The organism is Actinomadura sp. KC216, assembly GCF_004348535.1.
Classification (GTDB): domain Bacteria; phylum Actinomycetota; class Actinomycetes; order Streptosporangiales; family Streptosporangiaceae; genus Spirillospora.
The window spans coordinates 1-5186 of sequence record NZ_SMJX01000450.1 but is presented as its reverse complement, the minus strand read 5'-3'; the positions used below and the strand labels follow the sequence as shown (position 1 = coordinate 5186).

The window sequence follows — 5186 nt, the reverse complement described above, 5'->3', positions numbered from 1 at the left end:
CCTGCTGGTGCAGGCCAGCCGCTACCTGATGGCGCAGCCGGTCCTGTCGGCGTCGATGCTGCAGGCGTCCAACACCGCCCATGTCGCGACGGTCGCCGACACCGTCCACATCGACAACACCTTCCGCGAGATCCTGCTGCGGACCGTCGGCATCGAGGACCCGACCGTGCACGACGTGACGCTCGTCCGGCTGCTGATGCAGTGCTGGTACGGGGTGCTGCAGTCGAGCCTGAACGGGCGCGCGTCCATGGCCGACGTCGAAAGCGACATCCGCCTGGCCTGCAAGCTCATCCTCGCGCCCCGCTCCAACGCCCCGGGGCGGCGCGGCTGATGGCCCGCACCGTCGCCGTGAGCGGCTCCGCGTCCGGCATCGGCGCGTCGCTGGCCGGGCTGCTGCGCGACCAGGGCGACAGGGTCGTCGGCGTCGACCTGAAGGACGCCGAAGTCTGCGCCGACCTGGGCACCCCGCCGGGGCGCGCCCAGGCGGTGACGGAGGTCCTGGCCCTCTCCGGCGGGACGTTGGACGCCGTGGTCGCCTGCGCGGGCGTCTCGGATTTCACCGACCTGACCGTCAAGGTCAACTTCTTCGGCGCGACCGCCCTCCTGGACGGTCTCCGCCCCGCCCTGTCCCGCGCCGGGCGGCCCCGCGCCGCCGCCGTCGGCTCGATCTCCGGGACGCACCCCGTGGACGGCGCCGTCGTCCGCGCCTGCCTGGACGGCGACGAACCCGCCGCCCTCGAAGCGGCCGCCAGGGCCGTCGCGGCGGGCGCGGGCCACACGCTGTACCCGTCCTCCAAGTCGGCGCTGGCCCAATGGCTCCGCCGCTCATGCGTCACCCCCGGCTGGGCGGGCGCGGGCATCCCGCTGAACGCGATCGCGCCGGGCGTCGTCCGGACACCGATGAGCGCGCCGCTCTTCGAGGACGAGCGCATGCTCAAGGCCATGAACGACGCGGTTCCGATGCCGCTGAACGGCCACGCCGGCGCCCTGGTGATCGCCGAGGCCCTCCGCTGGCTGATCTCCCCGGCGAACTCCCACATGACGGGCCAGATCATCTACATGGACGGCGGCGCCGAACCGACCCTCCGCGGCCCGGAGACCTTCTGAGGGCTCACCCCTGGGCCGTGCCCGTGTCGTCGAGTGCGGCGACGCTGTAGGCGGCGTACGTCCGGTGCGGGTCGCGTCCCTCGAAATAGGGCGTGACCCGCTCGCCGAACTCCTCCACCGAGAAGACGCCGTCCGCTGCCGTGAACTTCTGCTCGACGGTCGGCGCCGCCATGAGCGCGACCATGTCGCCGTAGACGACGAACACCTGCCCGCTGATCTTCTCGGACGCGGGCGAGGCCAGATAGCTCACGAACGTCCCGACCCGCTCCGGCGCCATCACGTCCAGGCCGCCGGGCGCGGTGCCCTCCCCGAACGTCGCCCCGGTCATCGCGGTCCGGGCGCGGGGGCAGATCGCGTTGGCGCGGACCCCGTACCGGGCCAGCCCGGCGGACGCCGACAGCGTCAGCGCCACGATCCCCGCCTTCGCCGCCGCGTAGTTCGGCTGCCCCGCCGGACCGAACAGGAACGCCTCCGACGCCGTGTTGACCAGCCGTCCGTACACCGGCCCACCGGCCGCCTTGCTCGCGCCGCGCCAGTACGCAGCCGCGGCCCGCGACACGGCCGCATGCCCCTTCAGATGGACGCGGACGACGTCGTCCCAGTCGGACTCCGACAGGTTGAACAGCATCTTGTCGCGCAGCACGCCCGCGTTGTTGACGACGACGTCCAGCGACCCGAACGCGTCGACGGCGGCGGACACCAGCGCGTCGCCCGTCGACCAGTCGCCGATGTCCCCGGTCACGGCGACGGCCTGCCCGCCCGCCTTGGTGATCTCCGCGACGACGTCGTCCGCGGCCGGTCCCATGTCGTTGACCACGACGTTCGCCCCGTTCGCGGCCAGCGCGAGCGCCTCGGCCCGGCCCAGCCCGGCGCCCGCGCCGGTGACGACGGCGGTGCGGCCCGCCAGGGACAGATCAGCGTTCATCGAAGCCTCCGGGTCGGCGTCGGGGGACGGCCCGACGGAGACTAGTACGCGTTCTAGTTCGCCCGGCCGCTCCATCCCGCTGAGCGGCACCCGCTCTCGCTAGGTAGACTCAATCTATGTAGATCGGATCTACATAGTTCGGGGCAAGGATGTTCATCGGCAGGAAAACCGAGCTGGAGCTCCTCTCCAAGCGGCTCGACCGGGTCGCCGCCACGGGCGCGGGGACGGCCGTCGCGCTGCGCGGACGCCGCCAGGTCGGCAAGTCGCGGCTCGTCCAGGAATTCTGCGACCGGTCCGCCGTGCCCTACGTCTTCTCCACCGCCACCAAGGGCGCCTCACCCATCGAGGCCGTGTCCGCGTTCCTGCGCGACCTCAAGGAATCGGCGCTGCCGGACGACGCCGAACTCGTCCCGCGCCTGGACAACGGCAGCTGGCCCGACGCGTTCCGCGTTCTCGCCTCCACCCTTCCCAGCAGGCCGTCGATCGTCGTCCTGGACGAAATGCCGTGGCTGGCCGAGCAGGACCCCCTTTTCGACGGCACCCTGCAAGCGGCATGGGACCGGCTCCTCGCCTCCAAACCCGTCCTGCTTCTGCTCCTCGGCAGCGACCTCCACATGATGGAGCGGCTCACCGCCTACGACCGCCCGTTCTACGGACGCGCCGACAACCTGATACTCGGCCCGCTGAACCCGGCCGACACCGGAGAGGCCCTCGGGCTGGACGCGCCGGACGCCATCGACGCCCACCTCGTTTCCGGCGGCCTGCCCGGCATCATCCGCACCTGGCCGCACGGAACCCCCGCCCTCGAATTCATGGAATCCGAGTGCGCCGATCCGGCCGCCGCGCTGTTCAACGTCCCGGAGGCGTCGCTGCTGGCCGAATTCCCCAACCCCGACATCTCCCGCCGCGTCCTGGAGGCCATAGGAGCCGGTGACCGGACCCACGCGAACATCGCCGCGACGGCCGGAAACCGGGAAGGAGCCCTCCCCTCCGGCACCCTCTCACCGCTCCTGCGCCGCCTGACCACCGAGAAGAACATCCTCTCCGTCGAAGAACCCCTCTCCACGAAACCGGGAAAGCCCGCCCTCTACCGGATCTCCGACAGCAACCTGCGCCTCTACCTGAAAGCCCTCCGCTCGGCCCACGAGCAAGCGCGCCGGGGACGTCCCGAAGCGGGCTTCCGCATCATCCAGCGCCGCTGGCCGTCATGGCGCGGCCGCGCCGTGGAACCCCTCATCCGCCAGGCCCTGGAACTCGCGGAACTGCCCTGGCCGGGCGTCGAGACGGTCGGCGGCTGGTGGAACCGCCGGTTCAACCCGGAAATCGACCTCGTGGGCGCCGACCGGGCCCCCGTCGCGAACCGCATCCACTTCGCCGGTTCGATCAAATGGCACAACACCCCGTTCGACGCCCACGACCTCGCCGACCTCCGCCGTTCCGCGTCCCACGTCCCCGGCCTCGATCCCGCGACGACCGGGCTCGCCGTCGTCTCCCTTTCCGGAATCGAGGCCACCGACCCGATAGACCTCGCCTGGACGCCGCACGACGTCATCGCCGCCTGGCGTCCCTGAGAAGGGCTCTAGGATGATCCGGTGGCTGAGGCGGAGCCGTACTGGAATACCAATGTCGCCCGGCACGCGGGGATTCTTCGTGCCGTTCCCGACGGGTGCGGTGACGCGCTGGACGTCGGGTGCGGAGACGGCCTGCTCGCCCGGAAGCTCCTCGGCCGGGCCGAGCGTGTCACCGGCATCGACAGTTCCCCGGAAATGGTCGCCCGCGCTCGGGAACAGGGCGCCGGGACGCCGGGGCTCACCTTCGTCGAGGGCGACTTCCTCACCGCCGACCTGCCCGCGGCGCGGTACGACTTCATCTGCTCGGTGTCGGCGATCCATCACATGGACTTCGAGGCGGCGCTGACCCGCATGCGCGGGATGCTGCGTCCCGGCGGGACGCTCGTGGTGGTCGGCCTGGCCCGCGAAGCGTCCCCGGCCGACTGGGCCGCGACGATCGCCGCCGCCCCCGCTGTACGGATCACGAAGGTGCTGCGCCGCGCGCACGGGCCCGACGGGATGCCGGTCGCGGACTCGAGGATGAGCTACGGGCAGGTACGGGACGCGGCGCGGCGGCTCCTTCCCGGCATGCGCTACCGCCGCCACCTGCTCCGCCGGTACTCGCTGACCTGGAACAAGCCCGCTCACTAGCCCGCTGTCCATGCCGCGGCGACCGCGGTGACACGCGTGCCACCGCGTAGCGGTCCACACCGGACTACTCGGTGCCGTCACCCGGCAGGCGTTCCGGCAGCCCGAGCCGCGGGAACCGGTCGTCGTAGAAGGTGACGATCTCGGTGATCGCCCCGCCGGAGACGCGCAGGACGTCGATCGTCAGCGGCAGGTAGGCGCCTACGCAGTCCCGCCATTCATAGAAGGCGACGGCGGGCTGCCGGTTCACGGAGGTGAGGACGGCGCGCAGGCCCGTCATGCCCTCGAAACCGCTCTCGACCCAGTCGTTCACCACCGCGTCGCGGCCGACGAACAGGCCCGGCGTGGGGGGCATCGAGCACCGGACGTCGTCGCGCAGCAGTGCGGCGAGCCGGTCGACGTCCGTGGCGACGCCGGCTTCGGCGTAGCGGCGCACCACCTCGCGCGTCCCGGCGTCCGCCTCGCCGCCGGTCCAGTCCTGCCGCTCGGCGGGCAGGTGCTCCCGCATCCCGGCGCGGGCCCGCTGCAGCGCGCTGTTCACGGAGTTGACGGAGTCCCCGAGGAGGTCCGCGACGTCCTTGGCCGGCCAGCCGAGCACGTCCCGCAGGATCAGCACGGCCCGCGGGCGCGGCGCGAGGTGCTGGACCGCGACCAGGTACGCCAGCTCGATCGTCTCCCGCGCGACGGCGACGGACTCCGGCTCGTCCGCGTGGCCCGCGGGCAGCTCGTCGAGCAGCCGGTCCGGGTAGGGCTGCAGCCACCGCACCTCGCCGCCGGTCGCGGGCTCCGGGCGGCGCTTGGCGAGCAGGTCCAGGCAGGCGTTGGTCGCGATCCGGTACAGCCAGGCCCGGAACGTCGACCGCCCCTCGAACGTCTCCCGCCGCCGCCAGGCGCGCAGGAATGTCTCCTGGACGGTGTCCTCGGCGTCCTCGAACGACCCGAGCATCCGGTAGCAG

At 72.2% G+C, this 5186-nt stretch carries 5 protein-coding genes and 1 pseudogene; 4 read left to right on the top strand and 2 right to left on the bottom strand.

Going from position 1 to position 5186, the window contains the following annotated elements; all coding sequences use genetic code 11:
• A pseudogene (locus E1264_RS39735) lies at positions 1–331 on the top strand (TetR/AcrR family transcriptional regulator); the annotation flags it as partial.
• On the top strand, positions 331–1107 hold the full coding sequence (locus tag E1264_RS39730; RefSeq protein WP_132182268.1) for an SDR family oxidoreductase: 777 nt from the start codon (positions 331–333) through the stop codon (positions 1105–1107). The pseudogene E1264_RS39735 and the gene E1264_RS39730, both read left to right, overlap by 1 nt.
• A gap of 4 nt (positions 1108–1111) precedes the next feature.
• Here the strand turns inward: E1264_RS39730 and E1264_RS39725 are convergent, their stop codons facing one another.
• On the bottom strand, positions 1112–2032 hold the full coding sequence (locus E1264_RS39725; protein WP_132182266.1) for a 3-oxoacyl-ACP reductase: 921 nt from the start codon (positions 2030–2032) through the stop codon (positions 1112–1114).
• A gap of 149 nt (positions 2033–2181) precedes the next feature.
• Between E1264_RS39725 and E1264_RS39720 the strand changes: the two genes are divergently transcribed.
• Positions 2182–3603, top strand: coding sequence for an AAA family ATPase (locus E1264_RS39720; RefSeq protein WP_132182265.1), 1422 nt, complete (start codon positions 2182–2184; stop codon positions 3601–3603).
• 21 nt (positions 3604–3624) lie between these two features.
• Positions 3625–4233 (top strand): class I SAM-dependent methyltransferase, encoded by a 609-nt coding sequence (locus tag E1264_RS39715; RefSeq protein ID WP_132182263.1) that lies wholly within the window; start codon positions 3625–3627, stop codon positions 4231–4233.
• Positions 4234–4297: 64 nt separating this feature from the next.
• Here E1264_RS39715 and E1264_RS39710 read toward each other — a convergent pair.
• Positions 4298–5186 (bottom strand): RNA polymerase subunit sigma-70 (locus tag E1264_RS39710; RefSeq protein ID WP_132182261.1); only part of this gene is annotated, 889 nt, incomplete at its 5' end.

Coding starts and splice junctions, on each gene's coding strand:
- E1264_RS39725 (WP_132182266.1), bottom strand. CDS start 2,032: ATGAACGCTGATCTGTCCCTGGCGGGCCGCACCGCCGTCGTCACCGGC.
- E1264_RS39720 (WP_132182265.1), top strand. CDS start 2,182: ATGTTCATCGGCAGGAAAACCGAGCTGGAGCTCCTCTCCAAGCGGCTC.
- E1264_RS39730 (WP_132182268.1), top strand. CDS start 331: ATGGCCCGCACCGTCGCCGTGAGCGGCTCCGCGTCCGGCATCGGCGCG.